Origin of the sequence: Curtobacterium sp. MCBD17_030, assembly GCF_003224255.1 — a bacterium.
GTDB lineage: Bacteria > Actinomycetota > Actinomycetes > Actinomycetales > Microbacteriaceae > Curtobacterium.
Map to the genome: position 1 here is coordinate 36,902 of NZ_QKLI01000019.1, position 21,023 is coordinate 57,924.

The following is a 21,023-nucleotide window of genomic DNA, read 5'->3' on the forward strand; positions in this document are numbered from 1 at the left end:
CCGCTCACGATAGCCGAGGCCCCGTCACCGCAGGTTTTCCGACAGGATGGACACGGTCGCGCGTTCCGGCAGCGGCCAGGCGAGGGGGCGGGTCGATGGTCGACGACGGATGGCAGGTCCCGGGGACGGACCAGCCGCAGCACGGGTCGAACGGCCCGCAGCAGCAGCCGACGCAGTGGGTGGGTTCCGGCCAGCCGGGAGGCACGCCCGCCCCCGGCACATCCGCTCCGCGCACCGGCGGGCCGGCTCCACTGCCGCCCGCGTCCCGTCCGGTGATCCCGCTGCGGCCGCTCGGTCTGGGCGACGTGCTGGCCGGCGCCTTCACGGTCTTCCGGCGCAACGCGCGCGTGCTGCTGCTCTGGGCCGTCCTGCTCTCCGGGGTCCTCGGGCTCCTGGCCACCCTCGGGTCGGCGGTCGGCCAGCGGGTCCTGCAGAGCCGTGTCCTGTCCGCGGTCGACGGCGGCGGTCGGGGGGACGCGGACAGCATCATCGCCGGGACCGTGACCCTGTACGCGGTGCTGGCGATCGGCCTGCCGTTCCTCAGTTACCTGGCACGCGGGTTCCTCGTCGCCCCGGTCGCGGTCGACACCGGGCAGCGGGTGCTCGGACGCCGCGGGACGTTCCGCGGACTGTGGTCCCTGCTCGCCGGTCGTCGCGGGTCGGTCATCGGGTGGATCCTGCTGCAACTCGCCGCCGGGTTCGTGGTCGCCGTCGTCTTCGTCGTCGTCGTGATCGCGTTCGTCGCCGCCCTGGCCGCCGGGGACAGCTCAGCGGGCTGGTTCGTGCTGACGGTCTTCCTGATGGTCCTCGGCTTCCTGGTGCTCATCGCCTTCCTGGTCACCCGCTTCGCCTTCACGGTGCCGACGATCGCACTCGAGGGTCGCAGCGTCTTCTCGGCGGCAGGGCAGTCGTGGCGCCTCACCCGCGGCGCGTTCTGGCGCACGTTCGGCATCCTGCTGCTCGTGCAGGTCGTGCTCGGCGTCGCTGCGAGCATCGCCAGCATCCCGCTCACCATCGGACTCACCCTGTTCTCCGGCGTGTTCGACCCGCTCGGACAGACCGCGGCGACCGGTGCGGCACCCTCGGTCGGCGGCGTCGTGGCCCTGGTCGTCGGCAGCCTGCTCGTGATCGCGGTGCAGTGCGTGACGGACGTGCTGAGCGCCTCCATCGTGACCTTCCTGGCGATCGACCGACGCATCCGCACCGAGGCGCTCGACCAGCGCATCGCCTCCCACGTGGACACCGGTCACCCCGCGGACCCGTTCGCACCGCACGCACCGGTGGCGCGGCCGTCCTGGACGCCGGGCGCTCCCTGGTCGCCGCAGCAGCCGTGGGCGCCGCAACAGCCGTGGCAGCCGCAGCAACAGGGCTGGCCGCAGCAGCAGCCGCAACAGCCCTGGCCGCAGCAACAGCCCTGGCAGCCGCAACAGCCCTGGGCCCCGGAGCGGCCGGATCAGCACGACCAGCACGACCAGCCCGACCAGCAGGACGGCCGCGGGTGAGCACCCCCGGTCCCGAGGAGGCACGCCGACTGCTCGAGCGGGAGCTCGCCCACCGTGACTACCAGGGCGCACAGGAGACCTGGTGGGACCGGGCCTCGCGGTCGTTCCTCGACTGGCTCGGTTCGCTCGCCCCGGACGGCGTCGGCTCCACCGGCTTCGGGCGCACCCTGCTCGTCATCGCGATCGTCGTGCTCGTCGCCGTGGTCGTCCTGGTCGTCGTCACCCGGGGTCTCCCCCGCCGCCGTGCGCGTGTCCGTCCGGGTGCCCTCGGCGGTGTCTTCGACGACGACGACCTCCGGTCCGCGCGGGCCGTGTCCGCAGCCGCGGACGACGCCTTCCGCTCCGGCGACTGGGCGACCGCGGTCCTCGAGGGCTACCGCGCCCTCGCCCGCGGTCTCGGCGAACGAGACCTGGTCGTCGTGGTGCCCGGAGCGACCGCCCGAGCCATCGCCGACCGCGCCACGGTGCCCTTCCCGCAGCTCGCTGACCTGCTGCGCGGTGCCTCCGACGCGTTCGACGCCGTCCGCTACCTGGGGGTCGAGGCCGACGAGTCCGCCGCACGTCGCGTGCTCGAGACCGAACGTGCCGTACGACAGGCACGGCCCCTCCCCGCGGACCGGCCGGCGGTCCCGGCATGAGCTCCGCGACGACGTCGGCACGGGTGGGCCCGTCGGGTCGGGACACGACCACGTCCGCCACGGAGTCCGGGGGGCCGGGTCCCTCGGACCGCGGCGTCCGGATCGTCACCTGGGTCGCGGTCGTCGTCGTCGGCCTCCTGCTCGCTGCCCTGACCGCCGCGGTCGGCCGGGACGACCGCGAGCGCGACGTCCCGCTCGACCCGACCTCCACCTCGGCGAGCGGTTCGCGCGCGTTGGTCGAGGTCCTCGGACAGCAGGGCACCACGGTCGACGTGGTCCACGACGCGGACGCCGTCGAGGTCGGGACGGATGCCACGGTCCTGGTGGACGACTCCGCCGGCGTGCTCGACCGCGGTGTCGCCCGGCGCCTCGCGCGGACCGTCGGCGATGTGGTCCTCGTGACGGACGACCCCGGGGTCCTCGAGTCGTTCGGCGTCGACGCACGTCCGGCGGGCAGCACCTCGTCGACCCGCGTGGCGGCGACGACGACCTGCCCGATCCCGGCCGCGCGGGCCGCGGGTTCCGTCACCGTCGTCGGTGCGACCTACGACACGGACGATGCCGACGTGCAGCGCTGCGCCCCGTCCGGCTCCGGCGCCGACACCCGTTGGGGGCTCCTCCGCGCCGACACGGAGGACGGCCGGGTCACGGTGCTCGGCACGACCGGTGTCCTCCGCAACGACACCGTCACCCGCGCGGGCAACGCCGCCCTCGCACTCGGGCTGCTCGGCAGTGGTGACCGTCTGATCTGGTACGTCCCCACCCCGGACGGCACCGATGCTGCGCCGTCCCTCGGCGACCTCGCACCGCCCTGGGTGCCAAGTGCCCTCGCCGTCCTCGGGCTGGTCGCCGTCGCCGCCGCGTCCTGGCGCGGGCGTCGGCTCGGCCCCCTGGTCGTCGAACGCCTGCCCGTCGTGGTGCGTGCCGCCGAGACCACCGAGGGGCGCGCGCGGCTGTACGCCCGCGTCCGCGACCGGACCCACGCGCTCGACACCCTCCGGCTCGCGGCACTCCGGCGGATCGGACGGAGCCTCGGACTGCCCCGGTCGGCGCACGTCGACGAGGTCGTCCGGCGGGCCGCCGCGGTGACGGGACGGTCCGCCGCCGAGGTCGGTGCCGTGCTCGTCGGTGGGACCACCGACGACGACCGGGCCCTCGTCGAGGGAACAGCTGCCCTGGACGAACTCGAGCACGCGGTCGACCGGGCGCGCTCCGGGGACGTGGGACGGGCCTCCCGGCCTGCCCCGGACGAGCTGCCGACGAGACCGACCGGACCGACCGGGTCGCCCGCCGGACCGACGACGGCGACCACCCGCACACGACCAGGAGGACGATCGTGACCGACCTGCCCATCACCACGCCCTCCGGGCGCTCCGCCGGACCGACCCCTGGCACCGATCCGCTCCGCGAGGCGGTCGCCCGCGTCCGCGCCGAGGTCGGCAAGGCCGTCGTCGGGCAGGAGGGCGCCGTCTCCGGCATGATCGTCGGCCTGCTCGCCCAGGGCCACGTGCTGCTCGAGGGCGTCCCGGGGGTCGCGAAGACCCTGCTCGTCCGGAGCCTGGCCGCCGCGATGTCACTCGACACCAAGCGCATCCAGTTCACACCCGACCTGATGCCCGGGGACGTCACCGGCTCGCTGGTGTACGACGCCTCGACAGGCACGTTCCCGTTCCGGGAAGGACCGGTGTTCACCAACGTGCTGCTCGCCGACGAGGTGAACCGGACGCCGCCGAAGACGCAGTCCGCGCTGCTCGAGGCGATGGAGGAACGGCAGGTCAGCGTCGACGGCGCAGCCCGGATGCTGCCCGACCCGTTCTTCGTCGCGGCGACGATGAACCCCATCGAGTTCGAGGGCACCTACACGCTCCCCGAGGCGCAGCTCGACCGGTTCCTCATGAAGCTGACGCTCGACCTGCCGCCGCGCGAGGTCGAGTGGCAGGTCCTCCGACGGCACGCCGACGGGTTCGTGCCGCGCGACGTCCGCTCGGCGGGGATCGTGCCCGTGGTCGGCGTCGAGGAGGTCCGGGCCGCACAGCGCGCTGTCCGGGCGGTCGGCGCCCGTGACGACGTGCTCGCGTACGTCGTGGACCTGGCCCGTGCCACCCGCCAGGCGCCGTCCGTCCGCATCGGCGTCAGCCCCCGCGGTTCCACGGCCCTGCTCGCCGCGGCGAAGGCGTGGGCCTGGCTGACCGGCTACGACGCCATCACGCCCGACCACGTCCAGGCGATGCTGCTGCCCGTGTGGCGGCACCGCCTCCGGATCGCCGCCGACGCCGAACTCGAGGGCGTCGACGCGGACGGGGTGCTCCAGCAGGTCCTCGAACAGGTCCGGGTACCGATCTAGTGGCGCTCTCCGGCCGGTTCGTCGCGCTCCTGGCGGTCGCCGTCGTGCCCACGGTGCTGCTCGGCAGCGGGTGGGGTGCGTCGGCGTGGATCGGGTTGCTGGTCGTCGCGAGTGCCGTCGACCTGCTGCTCGCAGCGGACCTGCGCCAGGTCAGGATCGAACGGCGGATGCCGCGGCTGGCCCGGCGGGACGCCGGTGCCGATGGCACGCTCGTCCTCGCCAACGACGGCCGACGGGTCCTGCGCGGCCTGGTCCGGGACATGTGGGAGCCCTCCGCCGGCCAGGAGCCGCGACGCGTGCGACTGACGGTGCCGGCCGGTGAACGACGCACCGCACAGATGCGCTTCACCCCGTTCCGGCGGGGACGGCGGACCACCACCGGCATCGCAATCCGGGCCTCCGGGCCGCTCGGCCTCGTCGCCCGGCAACGCGTCGTCCCCGCCCCGGCCGAACTCGTCGTCACCCCGCCGTTCCGGTCACGCCGACACCTGCCGTCCCGGCTCGCCCGGCTCCGCGAACTCGACGGCGAGACCACGCTGCAACTCCGTGGTCACGGCACCGAGTTCGACTCGCTCCGCGACTACGTGCGCGGCGACGACGTCCGGTCGATCGACTGGCGTGCCACCGCGCGCCGCCAGGACCTGGTCGTCCGCACCTGGCGACCCGAGCGCGACCGCCGTGTCGTCGTGGTCGTCGACGCCGGACGCGCCGGTGCCGGGCGGGTCGACGACGAGCCCCGCCTGGACACCGCGATCGAGACGGCGCTCCTCGTCGGCGCCCTCGCAGCGGCCGCCGGGGACCGGGTCGATCTCGTCGTGCTCGACGACGCCGTGCGCGGACGGGTCCTCAGCGCGACCCGCTCGGACGTGGTGCAGCGGTTCGGCGAGACCCTCGCCCTGGCCGAACCCGAGCTCCGGCCGACCGACTGGGCCGCGGTGCCCGGGATCGTCGACGCCGTGACCACGCAGCGCGCGCTCGTGGTGCTCGCGACCAGCCTCGACTCCGTGGGTGCCTCCGGTGACCTGCTCACGGTCCTGCCCGTGCTCGCGCGTCGGCACGCGGTGGTCGTGACGAGCGTCGAGGACCCCGCGCTGGCGCGGATGGCGGTCGCCGACGGCAGCCGGGGCCGCACGCCGGGCCTCCTGTCCGGCGCCGGGTCCGCGGCCGGGCTCCGACCAGGACCCGGACACGCGGACGTGTACCGGCGGGCCGCCGCGGAACGGTCGCTGCTCGACGCCGACGGGGTCGCCGACGTCGCCCGCCGGGCCGGCGCCGAGGTGGTCCGAGGACTGCCCGAGGAGGTCCCGCCGCGGACGGCCGACGCCTACCTGCGGGCGAAGGCGGCCGGGAGGCTCTGACCGGCCCGTCCGAGACGTTGCGACACCGGGACGCTGCGACACCGAGACGCTGCGACACCGGGGCGGTCGCGCTGGGTCAGCCGGCGACGATCTCGGTGGCTCCGCGGTCGAACTCGTCGACGTCGCCGCGCTCCCCCGCGCGGTGTGCTCGCCCGCCGACGACCCACTGGTAGCCGAGGACCAGGGCGAGCGCCACCGTGCCGATGCCGATCTTCACCGGCCACGCCCAGTCCTGCCGCGTGACGGTCCCCTCGACGATGCCGGACATGAGCAGGGTGAGCACGAGACCGATCGCGACCGTGATGAGCGCTCGACCGTCCTCGGCCAGCGCCTGCGCCCGGGTCCGGTGCCCCGGGGCGATCCACGACCACGCGATCATCAGCCCGGCCCCACCCGCCAGGAAGATCGAGTACAGCTCGAGCTGCCCGTGCGGGGCGATGTAGAGGAAGAAGTCCCCGAGCCGACCCTGCGAGTGCATGATCGACGCCGAGACACCGAGGCTCATCGCGTTCTGCACGATCGAGTACGGCACGAACAGTCCGGTGATGCCGAACGCCACCATGCTCGCGGCGATGTACGCGTTGTTCGTCCACACCTGCGCGGTGAAGGCCCCGAGACCGTGGTCGGAGTAGTAGTCGACGAAGTCCTGGGTGGCGTACTGCCGGAGTGCCGAGTCCGTCCCGAACGTGTCGACCGCGCCCGGCGTCGACGTGATCCACACGGCCGTGACGCTGGCGATGACGATCGTGGCGACCGCGACCCAGATCGTGACCCACCGGATCCGGTACAGCGCGGCGGGCAGCTGGAGGGCGAAGAACCGGACGACGGCGGTGACGGGGTCGACCGGCGTCCCCGTGAACCGCAGGCGGGCTCGGTGGAGGGTCAGCGAGAGCCGGTCACCGGTCGCGGAGCGCGGTGACACCTGCCGGATGCGGGCGAGGTCCGTCGCGGCCGCTCGGTAGTCGGTGAGCATGCGATCGACGTCGTCACCCGAGGTGGGGCGGCGTCGGGCGAGCCGGTCGAGCTCGTCCCACCGAGCGCGATGCACCTCCGAGTAGGCGTCCAGGTCCATGCGCTCCCCCTCGTGCTGGTCGGAGCCACGCTCCGGGTCCACGACCGCTCGTGGTCCTGTTCCGACAGAATGATCCCATGTCGAAGCGCGCCACGCCCCGGGACCTCGCGGACCGCCGGTTCGTCCGCGCCCTGGACGACACCGACGACGCGCTCGTCGTCGGTGAGGCGGTCGCGCTCGACGTCGTGCCGGCGAGCATCGTCCTGCGAGGAGCCGCCGCACTGCTCGACGCGCTGTGCCTCGTGGTGCTCCTCGTGATGCTCCTCATCGGCATGTCCCGGGTCTGGCCGACCGGGGTCGACAGCGGCTGGTCCGCCGCGGCGCAGATCGTCGTGGTGGTCGTCGTCTTCGTGCTCGTCCCGGCGGCCGTCGAGACCGTCACCCGAGGCCGGAGCGTCGGTCGGTACGCCCTCGGGACCCGGGTGGTCCGGGTCGACGGCGGCGCGGTGTCGTTCCGGCACGCGTTCACCCGGGCCCTCGTCGGACTGCTGGAACTCTGGCTCACGGTGGGCTCCCTCGCCCTGGTCGTCGCACTGTTCGGCTCCCGCCCTCGACGCCTGGGCGACCTGCTCGCGGGTACCGTCGTGCAGCACGAGCGACTGCGCCGGACGGTCGACCCGGTCGTGACGCTGCCGCCGTCACTCGTCGGGTGGGCCGGTGTCGCGGACGTGCGTCGGCTGCCGCAACGGCTCGAGAACCGCATCGCAGCGTTCTTCCGGGGCGCGGCCTCGGTGCAGACCGGACTCCGCGCCGAGGTGGCGCGTTCCCTGGCGGCCGAGGTCGCCGAGTACGCGCAGCCGGTGCCGCCGGTCCCGGCCGAGGAGTTCCTGGCCGGGGTGGTCGCACTACGCCGAGCGCGTGACCTGCGGGCGTTCACCGGCCGGGCGCGCACCCTCGAGCGGGCGAGCACGCTCGCGGGGGCGCGTCCGCCGGGCTTCCCGCGCTGAAGACCCCGACCGACGCTGCCCCGGCACCAGGGCTCAGTAGCGGTACTGCTCCGACTTGTACGGGCCCTCGACCGGGACGCCGATGTACGCCGCCTGCTCCGGCCGGAGTTCGGTGAGCCGGACCCCGAGGGCCTCCAGGTGCAGCCGGGCGACCTTCTCGTCGAGGTGCTTCGGCAGCACGTAGACGCCGACCGGGTACTGCTCGAGCCGGGTGTGCAGTTCGATCTGCGCGAGCACCTGGTTCGTGAACGAGTTGCTCATCACGAAGGACGGGTGACCGGTGGCGTTGCCGAGGTTCATCAAGCGGCCTTCGCTGAGCACCAGGATCGAGCGGCCGTTGGGCAGACGCCACTCGTGCACCTGCGGCTTGATCTCGACCTTCTCGGCGCCGGGCATCGACTCGAGGCCGGTCATGTCGATCTCGTTGTCGAAGTGCCCGACGTTCGCCACGATCGCCAGGTGCTTCAGCGCGAGCATGTCGTCCACGCCGACCACCCCGAGGTTGCCGGTGCAGGTGACGACGATGTCCACCTGGGCCGCGACGTCCTGCAGACGGGCGACCTGGTAGCCGTCCATCGCCGCCTGGAGTGCGCAGATCGGGTCGACCTCGCTGACGATGACACGGGCGCCCTGACCGCGGAGCGCCTCGGCCGCGCCCTTGCCGACGTCGCCGTAGCCGACGACGAACGCGACCTTGCCGCCGATCAGGACGTCGGTGGCCCGGTTCAGGCCGTCCGGCAGCGAGTGGCGGATGCCGTACTTGTTGTCGAACTTCGACTTGGTGACCGAGTCGTTGACGTTGATCGCCGGGAACCGCAGCCCGCCGGCGCGCGCCAGCTCGTACAGGCGGTGGACGCCGGTGGTGGTCTCCTCGGTGACGCCCTCGATGTCCGCGGCGATCCGGGTCCAGCGGTCGCCGGACTGCTCGAGCGAGGACGCGACCGTGGCCAGCACGATCTCCCACTCGGCGCTGGCGTCGGGGCCGGCGTCCGGGACCCGGCCAGCGGCTTCCGCGTCCGCACCGGTGTGCACGAGCATGGTCGCGTCGCCACCGTCGTCGAGGACCAGGTTCGGGCCACGCCAGGAGACGGGCTCGGAGTCGGCCCCGGCCTCGGCTGCCTCGGCGCTCCAGTCGAAGACCTGGTTCGTGCACCACCAGTACTCGTCGAGGGTCTCGCCCTTCCACGCGAACACCGGGACGCCGGCGGGGGCGTCGACCGTGCCGGTCGGGCCGACGGCGACGGCGGCCGCGGCTTCGTCCTGCGTGGAGAAGATGTTGCAGCTGGCCCAGCGGACCTGCGCGCCGAGGGCGACCAACGTCTCGATGAGGACGGCGGTCTGCACGGTCATGTGCAGCGAGCCGGCGATGCGCGCCCCGGCGAGCGGTTGCGCGGCGCGGAACTCGTCCCGGAGCGCCATCAGGCCGGGCATCTCGTTCTCGGCGAGTCGGATCTGGTGGCGGCCGGCCTCGGCCAGCGTGAGGTCGGCGACGCGGAACGGGACGGCGGCGCGGGTGTCGGTCGGCATGCCGCTCAGTCTCCCACGCACCGCCGACCAGGACGGTGTCGCGTGACGTCCGTGGACAGACCCACGGGAACGGCTCACGGTGCAGGAGGGAGCGAGGCGCGCCTCCCGTCAGGACGGGTGACGCTCCGGTGTCCGGGGCGGCGGGTCACGCCGGATCACGCGCCATCCCTGCGGGACCCGCAGCGTCGCGGCGTGCCGTGCGCAGAGGTCGTACCCGTGCGGTTCGACGCGCCCGGAGAGCGGCCCGACGACGACCATCGAGTCGGCGTAGTCGTACGTCAGGGTCGCCGAGGCGCCCGCGCCACAGGCGACCTTGCTGCAGATCCGTACGTCCATACCGGAGTCGACCCTACCGGCCGCGCCCCGGGGAGCCCGCGCGTGGTCCTGCCGCGTACGATGGCGGGATGCGCCGCAAGCCCAGGATCGTCACCCCGGTCGACCGTGCACGCGGTCGTTCCCGCCACGGTCGCGGCCACCGGTCGAGCGTGACCGGGCCGGAACTGGCCCCGGTGATCACCCGGGCCGAGGCCTTCGACCGCGTCGTCGGCGACACCGCGCACTACCTGGTCGGACTGTGGCCGGAGGAACTGACGGGCGTGGTGTTCCAGGTCGCGGACATGCCGACCGACACCGGCCTGCCCGACGAACTCCCCCGATGGCGCATCGACCGGGACGCCCGTCGCGTGACCGTCTTCCGGATCCCGGTCGAGCGGGTCACGCACAGCCCCGAGAAGGACGACGTGGACCGGCGGATCGTCGTCGAGACCGCGGTGTTCCGCGCCGTCGCGGAGCTCATCGACAAGGACCCCTGGGACCTGGCACCGGACCGCTACCGTCACTGGTGACGGACCGGTCGGCACCCGACGGCCTCGCTCGCTACGGGTAGACGCGCACCGGACTGGAGACCTCGGTCTCCGGGCGCACCGGGAACCCGGCGATGCCGTCGTCCCCCTGGTACGTCACTCCGGCCACAAGGCCCTCGGCGCCGCTGATCGTGACCTGCTGCGCACTCGGCACGGTCACGGTGGTGGTCGAGCCGGAGGTGACCTGCACCTCCTGCGCGTCGTCACCGGACCGCACCGTCACGGTCGCGTCCTGCCGCGTCGGGTTGACGAGGTTCAGGCGAGCACCGGAGCCGGCGGCGACCGCCGTGACCGTGGTGGCGGAGAGCGGCTCGGCCGACGCGAACCAGCCGAGGTCGGTCCGCCCGTCGTCGGTCGGGGTCGTCGTGCGTGCCCCCGCGACGATCGGCACGGACGAGTCGATCGTGAACGAGTAGCGGCCGTCCGGGAAGTCGTCGAGCGGCACGTCGGTGACGACGCCCGGCTCGGCGGTGGCATCGACCGTGGTCCCGCCACCGTCGGCCGTGGTGATGCCGAGCGTGACACGCGCGACCTCGGTGCCGGGGACGTAGAGACGCAGCACCGGAGCGGCATCGGCGGTGTCCTCGCCGCGTTGCGCCCCCTCGGCGTCCTCGAGCACGACCGCGGGGATGACCTGGGTCCGTGACGGGGCCGCTCCGCCGGAGACGATGTCGAAGCCGCCGGGGGTGAGCGTCCGGACGACGGTCTCCTGCATGTGGGCGACGATCTGGCCGCCGGAGGACGTGACGTGCACGACCGTCGAGCCCTGGTCGGTGACGAAACCGGACAGCGGGACGACCTTCTGCGAGTTCGGGGCGACCACGATGCCGGTGGTCCCCGGTGCGCTGACGGTGCCGCTGGTGTCGGCGATCGACAGGTCGACGGTCGCGTTGACGTCGGTCGGGTTGCTGAGGGTGACGAGGCTGGTGCGACCGGTCTCGGTCGAACCACCGACGAGCCAGGTCGACTGCGACGGGTCGTCACAGGAGGCTGCCCCCACGCCGACGACGTCGCCGTCGGACACGCTCTGGGAGCTGCTGCCAGCCACCTGCGGAGCGGTGTCGCCCGCCGGTGCGGTGAGGAGCGTCGGGACGCTGCTGCCGGTGCTCGCGCTGCCGAGCTCGCTCCGGTCGACCCGGTCGCCGGTGGTGGCGGTGGCGATCTCCGGCGACCCGATGGTGCTCGCGCGGGTGGCGTCGTTGCCGGCGTCGTCGGACAGACGCAGCGCGCTGCCGGCGCAGACCCGCTCGGCGGCGGCCGGCACCGGGGTGACGGTCCGCCCGGCCGGGTGCCCCGGGTCCGCGGTCGTGCCGATGGTGTGCGCGGCGGCGATCGTGCCGGCCGCGACGACCACGGCCACGACGGTGGCGGTGCCGCGGAGGGCCCAGCGGCGCGCGGTGCTCGTGCTCATTCGTCGCGCTCCTCGTCGAAGGTGGTGGCGGGTTCGTCGGCCTCGAGGACGTTCGACGTCGCACGGCGGCGGCGCGGCGCGGTCGGCACGGCGAGCAGTGCGGCCGCACCGAAGACCACGCCGATGACCACGAGGTAGAGCACGTGGGTCGCCTTCGCGGCGGCCGAGCCGGTGCTCGTCCGCTCGACGTCGCCCTCGTAGTGGAAGAGCGCCCCGCTGGCGGTCTCCCCGATGCTCGTGAAGCGGGCGTCCTGCCCGATCGCCCCGGCGGCCCGATCGTGGACCGCGCGAGCCTCGGCGTCGTCGGGGGCGTCATCGAGCAGGACGAAGCTGATGCCGAGGTCGCGGAGCGCCGGCTCGGGGTCGTAGCCGCTGCGGCTCGCCAGGTTGCCGGCGAGCGTCGCCAGGCGGCTGCCGGACCGGCTCAGCGAGAGTGCGGTCGCGTCGAGGGTCCACTGGTCGTCGAGCGTCGAGCCCTGGCCGCGCTCGAGGGCGACCGCGAGCGACCCGTCGGTCTGCGGCTGGACGACGAGCGTGCCGACGTCGGGGTTCGCCTGCGCCTCGGCGTTGACGTACGCACTGAGCACCCGGCCCGAAGTCGGCTGGATGGCCGCACGGTCGAGGTAGAAGGCGGCGAAGGCGGGAGCCACCGCGACGGCCGCGAAGACCGCGGCGACGAGCCCGACGACCGGGGCCGCCCGGGGGACGGTGTCGATGCCGATGCACGCCGCGACGACGATCGCGAGCGCGAACACCGACAGGGCGCTGCCCGGCCAGACGATCGTGGTGGTGGAGCCGACGCCGGTGACGGCGAGGTGCGTCGCCCCGAACGCGGTCGCGTAGCCGAGCAGGGCGGCGACGAGCGCCGTGCCCGCCAGGGACCAGCGGTGGCCGAGGACGGCACCGATCGCGCTCGCGGCGACCGGCAGGGCCAGCACGGCCATCGCGACCGGCAGCACGGCGTCGCCGAGGCCGAGCGGCGCGACGGCGGACAGCCAACCGTTCCAGTCCGGCAGCGGTTGCCCGATCGCCAGCTGCAGCGCACTCGGCGCGGGCGTGGCGGAGGGGACTCCCGGGTCCGCGAAGACGGCGAGCGGGTTGCCCCGGGCGATCTGCGCGAGCACGAGCGGGACGAAGAGCACGGCGGCCGGCACCGGCACGAAGACCCGTCGGTGTGCGTGCCGCCAGCCGACCACGAGGGCGACGAGCCAGCCGATCAGGAGCACCGGCAGGAGCGACGGTGCCGACGCGGCGACGACCGCGAAGAGCAGCGCAGCCCCGGAGGCCGACGCCCACGACCGGTGCGCCTCGACCAGCGTCAGGAACAGCCAGGGCAGCAGCACGTGGGCGATCACCGCCCCGAGGTGGCCGGTGGTCACCGCGCCGACGAGGGCCGGTGCGACCGTGTAGAGGACGGCGCCGATGACCGGCACCCAGGTCCGCGTCGTCACCTTGCGCACCGCGGCCCACGCGCCGAGGGCGGCGAGCGGGAAGGACAGGAGCATGACGAGCACGATCGAGGTCGACGGCGACCAGAACGTGATCGAGCCGAGCACGGCGAGCACCGCGGCGAAGGGGTCGGACGGGCCGGTGGAGCCGGTGCCGAGGGAGTGCCAGCCGTAGCCGACGTTCCGCCAGAGGTCGCCGACGTCCGTGCTGAGCGGCAGCAGTCCCCCGCCGGTGAGCGCAGGCGAGCCGAGCAGCGGGAAGAGCGTCACGACGCTGAGCACGACGGCGGCCAGGACCACCCAGATGCCGCCGTCCGCCAGGAAGGACGCTCGGGCGATGGGCGCGTCCTCGACGCGCGCGAGTTCGACGTCGCGGGAGGTCGTGCGGTGTTCGTGCACCCGTCGCCAGCTGATCCGGAGCGGTTCGATCGCCCCCCAGCCGAGCTTCCGGTTCGCCGCGAGGGTCCGCCGGGCACGACCGACCCCACCGCCGAAGGCGACCGCGAACGCGGCGGCGAGCTCACCGCCGACCGCGGCCGGGTGCTTCGCGACGAGGTGTCCGATCGCCCGTCCGAGGGCGAACGGCACGAGGGTCAGCCAGTGGATCCAGAGGACACCGGCGGACGAGTAGGTCAGGCGGCGGTGCAGCTGCGCCTGGCGGTGCATCCGCACACGGCGCCGCTCGGACACCTTCGCGCGGCCGAACTCCTCGATCGGACCGGCGCTGGTGGCCCGGGCGTCCGGGACGACGGCGACGCGGTGGCCGGCGAGGCGGGCACGCACGGAGAAGTCGAGGGCTGCGTCGACGTCCGGCAGCGCGGGGTCGAAGCCGCCGAGGCTGTTCCACACGGACCGGCGGACGAGCATGCCACCCGCGGAGACACCGAGCACGTCGGTGTGCCGGTCGTGCTGGCCCTGGTCGAGTTCGTCCTGGACGAGGGTGATCGAGCGCCCCATCCGCGTCATGCTCTCGCCGAACGCGGCGATGCGGGCCGGGTCGTCGACGTTGACGAGTTTCGGGCCGGCGATCGCGACCGAGGGGGCGATCTCGACGGCACCGAGGAGCGCGGCGAGGGTGCCGGGCGTGGGGCTGTTGTCGTGGCCGACCAGCCAGAGCCACTCGTCGACGCCGTCCTGGGCCTCGGCGCGGGGGGCGACCTGCTCGCCGTGCCGGACCGCCTCACCGAAGGGCCGCCCGGCCGCGATGCGGGACAGCTGGGCGCTGCCGCCGAAGGAGAGCTCGGAGGTCGACCCGTCGGTCGAGCCGACGTCGACCACCACGAGCCCCTCCGGCGGGCGGGTCTGCGCCGCCAGGGCGTTCAGGGTGCGGTCGAGATGGTCCGACCCGTTGGCTGCGACGAGGATCGCGGTGACGCGGGGCGTGGAGGCACTGGGCTGCATGACGGGAGCGACTCTACGGGCCGGGAGGCACGGTGCCGGCCGCGCACGACGGCGCGGCGTGAACCTGTGCGAGCCTCAGGCGCGCTTCCGGAGCTTGCGACGCTCACGCTCGGAGAGACCGCCCCAGATGCCGAACCGCTCGTCGTTCTCGAGCGCGTACTCGAGGCACTGCGACCGGACCTCGCACGAGGTGCAGATCTTCTTCGCTTCGCGGGTGGAGCCGCCCTTCTCCGGGAAGAACGCCTCCGGGTCGGTCTGCGCGCAGAGCGAGTCCACCTGCCACGCGAGCGGGTTCTCCTCGTCGGCCTCGGTCGACCGGCGGACGCCCGGGACACCGAGCGCGACGGGGTCGACGTGCCAGTCGTCCGGCACTCCGGCTTCGAAGTCGGATGCGCTCACCCTGATCACCCCTTGACGTCTCGGTTCGGGAACCTGACGACGATGTCGTCGGTGTAATTACATCGGTGTGATTACCCGGAGTCAAGTCGCGGATCATAGAAGCCCCTCCGGCTTCCGCCGTGGCATGTCCCCCATTCGGGCGTGTCGCGGCGTGTCTGCGGGCCTTTCGGGGGACAGCGACGCCCCGCGCCCGAAGTGGAGGCGGGGCGTGGCGGTCGTGCGCTGTCTACGCGGCGCGCTGCCGGGCCTCCCAGGCGCTCGTCACCATGTCGTCGAGCGTGTGTCGCATCGCCCACTCGAGGTCCCGACCGGCCGCCTCGCCGGTGGCGACGATGCGTGCTGGGTCCCCGGCGCGACGCGGCGCGATCTCGGGCCGGAAGTGGATCCCGGTCCCGCGAGCCATCGCGTCCATGATCTGACGGACACTCACGCCGTCACCGCTGCCGAGGTTGTAGGCGCGCTCGAGCGGCTCGCCCGCCTCGAGCTTGCGTGCAGCGACCGCGTGCGAGTGGGCCAGGTCGGCGACGTGCACGTAGTCACGGACGCAGGTGCCGTCCGGCGTGGCGTAGTCGTCCCCGTTGATCCGCGGCGTCCGGCCGGCCAGCAGGGCGTCGAAGACGAGCGGGAACAGGTTGTGTGGGCTGGCGTCGTAGAGGTCCGGCTCCCCCGAACCGACGACGTTGAAGTATCGGAGCGACGTGGTCGTGAAGCCCGCGGCGACCTCCATGTCGCGGAGCAGCCACTCGCCGATGAGCTTCGACTCGCCGTACGGGGACTCCGGCGCCTTCGGGGTCTCCTCCACGACCACGTCGACGTCCGGCGTGCCGTAGACCGCGGCACTCGAGGAGAACACGACCTTGTCGACACCGGCGTCCGCCATCGCCCGGAGCAGGGTCGCCATGCCGGTGACGTTCTGCTCGTAGGTGTGCAGCGGCCGCTCGACCGAGACCCCCGCGTACTTGAAGCCCGCGACGTGGACCACACCCGTCACGTCGTGCTCGCGCAGCGTGCGGGCGAGCAGTCCGCCGTCCAGGATCGTGCCCTCGACGAACGGGACGCTCTCCGGCACGAAGGCGCGGAAGCCGCTCGAGAGGTCGTCCAACGCGACCGTGTCGATGCCCGCAGCGACCAGCGCGCGGACGACGTGGGACCCGATGTACCCGGCACCGCCGGTGACCAACCAACTCATGTCGCCACGCTAGCGGAACGGGCCGGTGGGACGGCGGACCGGCTGCCCCGCCGCCTCCCCGTCCCGGCGCCGCGCTACGCGCTACGCGCCGGTGGCGATGAAGACCGTCGCGGTGCGGCCGCTGCCGGCGTCGGCCTCGACCGACACGTCGCCCTCGTCGGGCGTGATGTAGCAGGACTCCCCCTGACGGAGCAGCATCGCCGAGTTGGTCCCGACCAGCGTGACGACGCCCTCGGTGCAGATCGCGATGGACGGACCCGACAGTGGGGCGGTACCACCCGTGCTGAGCCCGACCGGCCGCCCGTCGCTCGTGACGCGCACCAGTGCGAAACCGACACCCTCGGGCGCGAAGCGGTCGACGGCCGGGCTGAGGTGCTCCGGCTCGAGCAGCGGCGCCGGGTACGCCGTGAAGTCGAGCACCCGGAGCAGCTCCGGGACGTCGACGTGCTTCGGCGTGAGGCCGCCGCGCAGGACGTTGTCCGACGGGGCCATCAGCTCGATGCCCAGGCCGTCGAGGTACGCGTGGATGTTCCCGGCCGGCAGGTACATGGCCTCGCCTCGAGTCAGCGTCACGCGGTGCATGAGGAGCGAGACGACGACGCCCGGGTCCTCCGGGTACGTCCGGGCCAGGTCGGCGGCGGTCGCGGTGTTCGGCGAGACGGCGGTCCCGGCGGCGACGGCAGCGGCCACGGCCTCCTCGGCCAGGTGCCCGACCGCGCCGATCACGGCACGGGCGGAGTCGTCGGTCTCCTCGAGCCAACGCACGGTGTCCTCGAGTCCCTGCTGCAGGTGCACCACGAGCGGTCCGAGTCGGCCGGACCCGGCGTCGAGCGTCTCGACGTCGGCGAGCGCCTCGGCGACCGGACGGAACCCGCTGAGTGCCTCGAACCGGTCACTCAGCGCGACGACGAGTTCGGGCTTCGGGAACGGGTCCTTGTAGTTGCGGGCGGGGTCGTCGATCGGGACGCCGGCCGCTTCCTCGCGGTCGAAACCCTCGCGCGCCTGCTCGGGCGTGGGGTGCGCCTGCAGCGAGAGCGGTGCGGCGGCGGCGAGGACCTTGAGCAGGAAGGGCAGTCCGGTGCGGTCGTCGCCGAGGGCCGTCTGCGGCTCGGCGGCGATCCAGTCGAGCACCGTGTCCGCGCCGCCGACCATCGCGGGGTTGACCACGACGCTCGGGCTGCCGGGGTGGGCGCCGAGCCAGAGTTCGGCCTGCGGGACGCCGGTGACGGTCCGTCCGAGGAGTTCGGGGATCGCGGAGACGGACCCCCAGGCGTAGTCGCGCGGGGTGTTCGTGATGCCGAGGAACATGGGTCGAGCGTATCCGGCGGCAGTGGACGGGAGCGGCACACCACGTGCACGATCCGCGATACATAGACTCTCCGCGATGTCCGAGCCGATCCGCCCCGCCTCCGACCACGCCGACCGGACCCGCTGGGACATCCAGGGGCTGCGGGCGTTCGCGGTCCTCGCCGTCGTCGTCTACCACTTGTGGCCGAACCGAGTGCCGGGCGGGTTCGTCGGCGTGGACGTCTTCTTCGTCGTCTCCGGGTACCTGATCACCGGCCACCTGCTGCGCGAGCAGGTCCGCTCGGGGCGGATCGCGCTGGCGGCGTTCTGGGCCCGCCGGGCGAAGCGCCTGCTGCCCGGCGCGGCGCTGACCTTGATCGCCACCGGGACGGCCGTCCTCGTCCTCGTGCCGAGCACGCTGTGGGGGCAGTACGGGCGTGAGCTCATCGCGTCGACGGTGTACCTGCAGAACTGGCAACTCGCCTCGGACGCGGTGGACTACCTGGCCTCGGACAACGACCCGTCGCCGTTCCAGCACTTCTGGTCGCTGTCCGTGGAGGAGCAGTTCTACATCGCCCTGCCGGTGCTGCTGGTGGTGCTGGCCGCGGTCCGCCGCCACGCGCGCAGCGGGACACGCTCCGCATCCCCGGTCCACACCGCCCGACTGCTGCTCGGCACCGTCGTGGTGCTCTCGCTCGTCTGGTGCGTGGTCGAGACCCGCACAGCACCGGGCATCGCGTACTTCTCCACCGCCACCCGGGCGTGGGAGTTCGCCCTCGGTGGGCTGGCGGCAACGCTGCGCACGATCCCCCGCGAGGCGACGCGACGCGGGGACGGAGCCGACCGGCTGCGCAGCGGCGGCGCCTGGCTCGGCGTCGTCATGCTCGTCACGGCCCTGTGGATGATCTCCCCGACGACGCCCTACCCCGGCACCGCCGCCCTGCTGCCCGTGGTCGGCGCGGGCCTCGTGGTCCTCCTCGGCGGGTCGTCGGGCCTGACCGTGCTCGGTCGGTGGGCGCCGGTCGCGGCACTCGGCCGCATCTCCTACGCCGTGTACCTCTGGCACTGGCCGGCCGTCGTCCTGCTGCCGATCGTCACCGGGCACCCGCTCGGCACCCGGAGCAAGGTCGCGATCCTCGTCGGCAGCATCGCCCTCGCGGCGCTCACGACCCGCTTCGTCGAGGAACCCCTGCGGTTCTCGGCCCGCGTGACGGCACTGCGGCCACGGCGCGTGGCGCTCTGGGGCATCGCCAGCACCCTCCTCGTGGTCGCCCTCGGGGCCTCCACACTCGGCGCGCTCGAGGTGCAGCAGACGCAGGCAGCCGCCTACCAGCGGTCGCTCGAGACCGGCGACGTCCCCTGCTTCGGCGCCGCTGCCGGTGTCGGCACCGCGGACCCGTGCACCGACCCGCGTCTGTCCGACGTCCGCGTCCCGGCGCCGGCCGCCGCGGGCACCGATGACGCCAACCGCCCCGCGTGCTGGTCGAACACCACGCCCGACCTCGCCGTCTGCCGCCTCGGACCGGCGACCGGCTACACGAAGCACATCGCGGCGATCGGCGACTCGCACAACAACGCGCTGATCAGCGCCTACGCGGCGATCGCGCGCGAACGGAACTGGCGGATCGACGTCGCCGGGCACATCGGCTGCTACCTGACGACGGCCGAGCAGCAGGCACCGTCCGACGCCTACACCGCCAGCTGCAACGGGTGGAAGCAGGCGGCGCTCGCCTGGGTGCGGGACCACCCGGACCTCGACGCCCTCGTGGTCACGCACGCGGCGACGAAGAGCCCCGTGATCGTGCCGGCCGGCTCGACGAACGACGCCACGGTGGTCGACGGCCTGGTCGGCGCATGGCGGAACGCCACGGACGCCGGGGTGCCGGTGATCGCTATCCGCGACAACCCCGTCGCGGGCAACGACACCCTGGACTGCCTCGGTCGGATGACCGGCCCCACGACCGACGTCTGCGACTCACCCCGGGCCGCCGCGCTCGCCGCGTTCGACGGCTCCGCCGAGGCCGTGGCACGGCTCGGCCACCGTGCCGCGCTCGTGGACCTGACCGACCGGTACTGCACCGCCACCACCTGCCCGGCCGTGGTGGGCGGCGTCGTCGTGCACCGCGACCCGACGCACCTCACCGCCACGTTCGCGCGGACCCTGGCCCCGTCCCTCGGCAGCGCGCTCGCCGACGCACTCCGGACGCTCGGGCAGTGAGCGGCACTAGCCTGTCCTCCGTGACGAACACCTGGCCACTGGCGCGCGGCTCCGTGCCCGAACGAGAGGCCTTCGCCCTCGCCGCCACGGTCCTGCTGACGCTGTCCGCCGGCGACGCCGTCCCGAACACGATCACGTGGTGGGGTGCCGCGGCGGTGTGGGCGCTCGAGGGCGCCTGGGGCGTCAGTGTCGTGGTCCGTGCCCGTCCGCCGCTGACCCGCACGCCCCGGGCACTCTGGCTCTTCCTCGCCTGGTGCCTGGTGTCCGTGCTCTGGTCGCACTGGCGGCTGGCCACGCTGGCGAGCACCGTGGCCCAGGTGCTGTGCGCCCTGGTCGCCTTCGCGATCGCCTCGACCCTGACCTGGCGTCGGATCCTCGACGCGATGAGCTTGGCGTTCCGGTGGGTCCTCGGTCTGTCGCTGCTGTTCGAGGCCGTCGTCGCCGTCGTCGTCCGGCATCCGATCGCACCGATCTGGACGGACTACGGCGACCGGGACGTCCCGGACGCGTTCTACTTCTCGCGCGCCGAGCTCTTCACCGGTGGCCGGATCCAGGGGCTCCCGGGGAACGCGAACCTCCTGGCGATGGTGGCCCTGCTCACCGCGATCGTCGTCGCCGTCCAGCTCGCCGAGGGCCGGATGCGCCGGATGCGGGCGATCGGCTGGCTCGTCGTCGCCGTGCTGGTGACCGCTCTGACCCGTTCGAGCACGGTGCTCGTGGCTGCCCTGGTCGTGCTGGTGGTCCTGGCCCTCGCGCTGTGGATGCGCCGGGTCCCGGCCGAACGCCGCGCGCCCCGGTACGGGGCGATCGCGCTCGGCCTGGTGGTCGTGGTGGTCGGCACCGTCCTCGCGAAGGACACGCTGGTCGCCGTGCTGGGCCGGTCCTCGGACCTGACGGGTCGCGGGACGATCTGGACGGCCGTCTGGGGGCTCATCGAGCAGCACCCGGTGCTCGGCTTCGGCTGGATCGGCTACTGGTGGCCGGACATCCCGCTGCTGGCACAGCTCGCACCCCGCAACGGCGTGACCTACCTGCAGGCGCACGACGCCGCGCTCGACGTCTGGATGCAGACCGGCATCGTCGGCCTCGTCCTCTTCGCGGTCTACGTCGTGACGACGCTCAGCCGCTCCTGGGCGGGTGCCACCCGCGTGGGCTTCGGCCCCGACCTCGCCCCGCGCCCCTTCGACGCGGTCGGGCTGTTCCCGCTGCTCGTCGTCGTGGCACTCCTGGTGCAGGCGATCGCCGAGTCACGGCTGCTCTACCAGGGGAACTGGGTGCTCTTCGCACTGCTCGCGATCAAGTCGCGGATCGTCCTGGTCACCGAGGAACCACCGTCGGTCGGCGACGGTCCACGGACCCCGATCGCGAAGCGCGCGTTCCGGTGGGCGGCGAACCCCTGACGAGCTGAGGCCTCCGGAC

At 73.5% G+C, this 21,023-nt stretch carries 17 protein-coding genes; 9 read left to right on the plus strand and 8 right to left on the minus strand.

Features of this window, described 5'->3' with window-relative positions:
• Positions 1–95: 95 nt before the first annotated feature.
• From DEI89_RS14220 to DEI89_RS14240, 5 genes are read left to right on the plus strand one after another with little or no spacing between them, the layout of a single operon-like run.
• Complete coding sequence (locus tag DEI89_RS14220; RefSeq protein ID WP_146236816.1) at positions 96–1,502, plus strand: glycerophosphoryl diester phosphodiesterase membrane domain-containing protein; 1,407 nt, start codon at positions 96–98, stop codon at positions 1,500–1,502.
• On the plus strand, positions 1,499–2,140 hold the full coding sequence (locus DEI89_RS17835) for a DUF4129 domain-containing protein (protein WP_110904714.1): 642 nt from the start codon (positions 1,499–1,501) through the stop codon (positions 2,138–2,140). Before DEI89_RS14220 ends, DEI89_RS17835 begins: the two co-directional genes overlap by 4 nt.
• On the plus strand, positions 2,137–3,480 hold the full coding sequence (locus DEI89_RS14230) for a DUF4350 domain-containing protein (protein WP_110904715.1): 1,344 nt from the start codon (positions 2,137–2,139) through the stop codon (positions 3,478–3,480). Before DEI89_RS17835 ends, DEI89_RS14230 begins: the two co-directional genes overlap by 4 nt.
• Positions 3,477–4,484 (plus strand): AAA family ATPase, encoded by a 1,008-nt coding sequence (locus DEI89_RS14235; RefSeq protein WP_375334546.1) that lies wholly within the window; start codon positions 3,477–3,479, stop codon positions 4,482–4,484. Before DEI89_RS14230 ends, DEI89_RS14235 begins: the two co-directional genes overlap by 4 nt.
• On the plus strand, positions 4,484–5,842 hold the full coding sequence (locus tag DEI89_RS14240) for a DUF58 domain-containing protein (protein ID WP_110904716.1): 1,359 nt from the start codon (positions 4,484–4,486) through the stop codon (positions 5,840–5,842). Before DEI89_RS14235 ends, DEI89_RS14240 begins: the two co-directional genes overlap by 1 nt.
• Before the next feature lie 76 nt (positions 5,843–5,918).
• Here DEI89_RS14240 and DEI89_RS14245 read toward each other — a convergent pair whose 3' ends face one another.
• A complete protein-coding gene (locus DEI89_RS14245; protein WP_375537778.1) occupies positions 5,919–6,956 on the minus strand; it encodes a stage II sporulation protein M in 1,038 nt (345 codons plus the stop codon).
• Between the two features lie 35 nt (positions 6,957–6,991).
• Here DEI89_RS14245 and DEI89_RS14250 point away from each other — a divergent pair, with 35 nt between their 5' ends.
• A complete protein-coding gene (locus DEI89_RS14250) occupies positions 6,992–7,861 on the plus strand; it encodes an RDD family protein (protein ID WP_110904717.1) in 870 nt (289 codons plus the stop codon).
• Positions 7,862–7,894: 33 nt separating this feature from the next.
• On the opposite strand, the gene ahcY is transcribed toward DEI89_RS14250, so the two are convergent.
• Positions 7,895–9,388 (minus strand): adenosylhomocysteinase, encoded by a 1,494-nt coding sequence (gene ahcY, locus DEI89_RS14255; protein ID WP_110904718.1) that lies wholly within the window; start codon positions 9,386–9,388, stop codon positions 7,895–7,897.
• A 108-nt stretch (positions 9,389–9,496) separates the two neighbouring features.
• Positions 9,497–9,724, minus strand: coding sequence for a DUF3499 family protein (locus DEI89_RS14260; protein WP_110904719.1), 228 nt, complete (start codon positions 9,722–9,724; stop codon positions 9,497–9,499).
• A gap of 68 nt (positions 9,725–9,792) precedes the next feature.
• Between DEI89_RS14260 and DEI89_RS14265 the strand changes: the two genes are divergently transcribed.
• Positions 9,793–10,233, plus strand: a complete 441-nt coding sequence (locus DEI89_RS14265; RefSeq protein WP_110904720.1) for a metallopeptidase family protein — start codon at positions 9,793–9,795, stop codon at positions 10,231–10,233.
• Between the two features lie 31 nt (positions 10,234–10,264).
• Here DEI89_RS14265 and DEI89_RS14270 read toward each other — a convergent pair whose 3' ends face one another.
• From DEI89_RS14270 to manA, 5 genes are all read right to left on the minus strand, one after another.
• Entirely contained in the window at positions 10,265–11,662 is a 1,398-nt protein-coding gene (locus tag DEI89_RS14270) for a DUF5719 family protein (RefSeq protein WP_110904721.1), read from the minus strand.
• Positions 11,659–14,511: a glycosyltransferase family 2 protein gene (locus DEI89_RS14275; RefSeq protein ID WP_110904722.1), complete on the minus strand. Its 2,853-nt coding sequence runs from the start codon at positions 14,509–14,511 to the stop codon at positions 11,659–11,661. The genes DEI89_RS14270 and DEI89_RS14275 overlap by 4 nt, the downstream gene beginning before the upstream one ends.
• Before the next feature lie 75 nt (positions 14,512–14,586).
• A complete protein-coding gene (locus DEI89_RS14280; RefSeq protein ID WP_375334548.1) occupies positions 14,587–14,919 on the minus strand; it encodes a WhiB family transcriptional regulator in 333 nt (110 codons plus the stop codon).
• A 217-nt stretch (positions 14,920–15,136) separates the two neighbouring features.
• Positions 15,137–16,099, minus strand: a complete 963-nt coding sequence (gene galE / locus DEI89_RS14285; RefSeq protein WP_110904724.1) for a UDP-glucose 4-epimerase GalE — start codon at positions 16,097–16,099, stop codon at positions 15,137–15,139.
• Between the two features lie 81 nt (positions 16,100–16,180).
• Positions 16,181–17,407: a mannose-6-phosphate isomerase, class I gene (gene manA, locus DEI89_RS14290; protein WP_110904737.1), complete on the minus strand. Its 1,227-nt coding sequence runs from the start codon at positions 17,405–17,407 to the stop codon at positions 16,181–16,183.
• Between the two features lie 76 nt (positions 17,408–17,483).
• On the opposite strand from manA, the gene DEI89_RS14295 reads away from it, so the two are divergent.
• A complete protein-coding gene (locus tag DEI89_RS14295; RefSeq protein ID WP_181421676.1) occupies positions 17,484–19,604 on the plus strand; it encodes an acyltransferase family protein in 2,121 nt (706 codons plus the stop codon).
• Entirely contained in the window at positions 19,601–21,004 is a 1,404-nt protein-coding gene (locus DEI89_RS14300) for an O-antigen ligase (protein WP_181421677.1), read from the plus strand. The genes DEI89_RS14295 and DEI89_RS14300 overlap by 4 nt, the downstream gene beginning before the upstream one ends.
• The last annotated feature ends 19 nt before the right edge of the window (positions 21,005–21,023 follow it).